Here is a 3,145-nt window from a genome sequence, read left to right as displayed (position 1 = left end):
ACCCCACCGTCGCCGACACCCGCGAGCCCACCGCCGCCGACCCGGCGACCCCCCACGATGACCACGCTGATCTGCAATTGCAACCAGACGATGTCCCTGAACCCCCAGGTTCTGGGCGACGCGCTGGATGAAGACCTGACCCTGCACACCACGCTGTGCCGCCGCGACGCGCCTGCCTTCCAGAAGGCCTGTCGCAGCAAGGATGACCTGGTGGTGGCCTGCACGCAGGAAAGCCGTCTCTTCACCGAGCTCTCGGAGCAGACCGAGGGCGCGGTGCCGCTGGACGTGCGGCCGATCCATTTCGTGAACATCCGCGAAACCGGCGGCTGGGGCCGCGAAGGCGCGCAGGCCATGCCGAAGATGGCCGCGCTGCTGGCGGCCGCGCGCCTGCCCGATCCCGAGCCGGTGCCCACCGTCACCTACAAGAGCGCCGGGCGCCTGTTGATCATCGGTGCGCTCGACGAGAGTGAACGCATCGCCGGCCTGGTGGGCGATGTGCTCGAGGTCAGCCTCATGGCCACGGATGGGCCGGGCATGCAGGCGCGGCGCCACCCCGTGATCGCGGGCACGCTGGAGCAGGTGCAGGGCTGGCTCGGCGCGTTCGACGTGCAGTGGCGCACCGACAACCCGATCGACCTCGACCTCTGCACGCGTTGCAACGCCTGTGTGGCGGCCTGCCCGGAAGGCGCCATCGGCCTGGACTACCAGATCGACCTCGACCAGTGCCGGGACCACCGCGCCTGCGTGAAAGCCTGCGAGGCGGTGGGCGCGATCAATTTCCAGCGCGAGGCGCAGAGCCACAGCGAGCGTTTCGACGTCGTGCTCGACCTGCGCGATGCGCCCGCCTTCACCCAGCACGCACACCCGCAGGGCTACTTCCACCTGCGCGGCGGCCTGCAGGCCGAAGGCGCCATGGCCACCGTTGTGCGGCTGCGCGATCTGGTCGGCGAGTTCGAGAAACCCAAGTTCTTCACCTACAAGCAGAAACTGTGCGCGCACGGCCGCAACGAAACCGTGGGCTGCAACGCCTGCGTCGAGATCTGCTCGGCGCTGGCGATCCACAGCGAGATCAAGCGCAACCAGATCGTCGTCAACCCCAACCTGTGCGTGGGCTGCGGCGCCTGCACCACGGTGTGCCCGACCGGGGCGCTGTCGTATGCCTACCCGCGCGCGAGCGAGCAGGGCGTGAAGCTGCGCACCCTGCTGGGCACGTACGCCAAGGCCGGCGGCAAAGAAGCCGCCGTGCTGCTGCACAGCGAGGAAGCGGGCGGCGCGCTCATCGGTGAGCTGGGCCGCGCGGCTGCGCTGGACAAGAAGAACGTGCGCGGCATGCCCGCGCGCGTGATCCCGGTGCCGCTGTGGCACACCGCCTCCATCGGGCTGGACGTGTGGCTCTCCGCCTTCGCCTACGGCGCCTCGCAGGTCTGGGTGCTGATGACCGGTGACGAAGCGCCGCAGTACCGCGACGCGGTGCATGCGCAGATGGCCGTGGCGCAGGCCCTCGTGAGCGGCCTGGGCTACAGCGGCCGGCATTTCCGCCTGATCGAGGCGAAGGACGTGAAGGCACTGGACGCCGCGCTGGGCGACGCGCCGGCACAGACCGTGAAGCGCCGCGGAACCTTTGCCATCCAGGCCGAAAAGCGCGCCACCGTGGAACTCGCGCTCGATCACCTGCTGCAGGACAGCGCGGCCCAGCGCGCGCCCGCAGAGGCCATCGCGTTGCCTGGCGCGTCCTTGCTGGGTTCGATCGAGGTCAACAAGGACCGCTGCACCCTGTGCCTGAGCTGCGTGAGCGCCTGCCCGGCCAGCGCCTTGCAGGACAACACCGAGCGCCCGCAGCTGCGCTTCATCGAAAAGAACTGTGTGCAGTGCGGCCTGTGCGCCAGCACCTGCCCGGAGGACGCGATCACGCTGCAACCGCGCCTCCTGCTGGGCGAGCAGCGCAAGCAGTTGCGTGTGCTCAACGAGGCCCAGCCGTACCACTGCATCCGCTGCGCCAAGCCCTTCGGCACGCTCAAGGGCATCGAGGTCATGCTGGCCAAGCTCTCGGGCCATGCCATGTTCCAGGGCGAGGCGCTGGAGCGCCTGAAGATGTGCGGTGATTGCCGCGTGGTGGACCTGTATTCCAACCCGGGCGAGACCCGGATTCACGATCTCTGACATGAACAACGCCATTCCCGTCACGTCCTCCGCGCTGGACGAAGAAACCGCCCGTGCCGAGGTGTATGGCCTGCTGGCCGCGCTGTACTACGCGCCGCCGTCGGCTGAGCTGATGGCGCAGTTGCGCGTGGCGGTGACCGAGGCACCGGCGGCCGGGGGCTTCCTGGAAGAGCCGTGGCGCGAGGTGGTGGCGGCCGCGCGCGCCTCGAGCGACGAGGCGGTGGCGGCGGAGTACGACGCGCTGTTCGGTGGGGTGGGCAAGCCCGAGGTGTTCGTGTTCGGCTCGCATTACCTCAGCGGCTTCCTGAACGAGAAGCCCTTGGCGGCCTTGCGCAACGATCTGGCGGCGCTGGGTCTGGGGCGCGACGAGACCATGCCGGAGACGGAGGACCACATCGCGTACCTCTGCGAGGTGATGCGCTATCTCATCGCCGGCGACGAGGTGGAGGTGGCCAACCTCACGCAGCAGCAGAAGTTCTTCACCGCGCACCTGCAGCCCTGGGTGTTGCAGATGTGCGATGCGATTGCCGGGCATCCCAAGGCTTCTTTTTATGCGGCCTTGGCTGGGTTCACCCGGGCTTTTGTCAACGTCGAGGCGCAGGGCTTCGATATGTTGGCCTGATCAAAAGCTGGCACACCCATGGTGGTGTGCCGACCTGTCTCGCAGGCGGGTGTAGCCATCGGCCTGACGCGAGGTTCAGCCGAGAAATCCAGGAACGCCTCAGAGTCCCCCAGGCCGACCATCTCGGGTAGGCGCAGCCTCAGGCGCATGCGGCTCCGTCAACAAAGCCACGCAGAAGGAAGCGCCGGAGCCAGCGGAGAGGTTCTCGGCCGTGATGTGCCCTCCATAGCGTTCCACCAGGCCCTGGCTGATCCACAACCCCAGCCCATTCCCATCGTTCTTCGTCGTGAAGAAAGGCCGGAACAGCCGATCGAGAACCTCCGAAGAGAGACCCGGGCCACTGTCCTGCACCCACAAACGCAC

General features: G+C 67.9%; 3 protein-coding genes. 2 read left to right on the top strand and 1 reads right to left on the bottom strand.

Annotated features, from left to right (window positions below; genetic code table 11):
• Positions 1–57: 57 nt before the first annotated feature.
• Both AC07ZS_RS29640 and AC07ZS_RS29635 read left to right on the top strand, forming a co-directional pair.
• On the top strand, positions 58–2,160 hold the full coding sequence (locus AC07ZS_RS29640; RefSeq protein WP_494802007.1) for a 4Fe-4S binding protein: 2,103 nt from the start codon (positions 58–60) through the stop codon (positions 2,158–2,160).
• Position 2,161: 1 nt separating this feature from the next.
• The gene (locus AC07ZS_RS29635) at positions 2,162–2,782 is read left to right on the top strand and encodes a TorD/DmsD family molecular chaperone (protein WP_494802006.1); all 621 of its coding nucleotides are present in this window, start codon (positions 2,162–2,164) and stop codon (positions 2,780–2,782) included.
• 99 nt (positions 2,783–2,881) lie between these two features.
• Here AC07ZS_RS29635 and AC07ZS_RS29630 read toward each other — a convergent pair.
• Positions 2,882–3,145, bottom strand: a 264-nt coding sequence (locus AC07ZS_RS29630) for an ATP-binding protein (RefSeq protein WP_494802005.1), incomplete at its 5' end; no start/stop codon positions are given.

It is taken from the genome of Hydrogenophaga sp. GW456-12-10-14-TSB4 (assembly GCF_059424305.1).
This window is presented reverse-complemented; position numbering and strand designations above follow the sequence as displayed.

Excerpts from the sequence above, each read along its gene's own strand:
- AC07ZS_RS29640 (WP_494802007.1), top strand. The coding sequence starts at position 58 with ATGACCACGCTGATCTGCAATTGCAACCAGACGATGTCCCTGAACCCC.
- AC07ZS_RS29635 (WP_494802006.1), top strand. The coding sequence starts at position 2,162 with ATGAACAACGCCATTCCCGTCACGTCCTCCGCGCTGGACGAAGAAACC.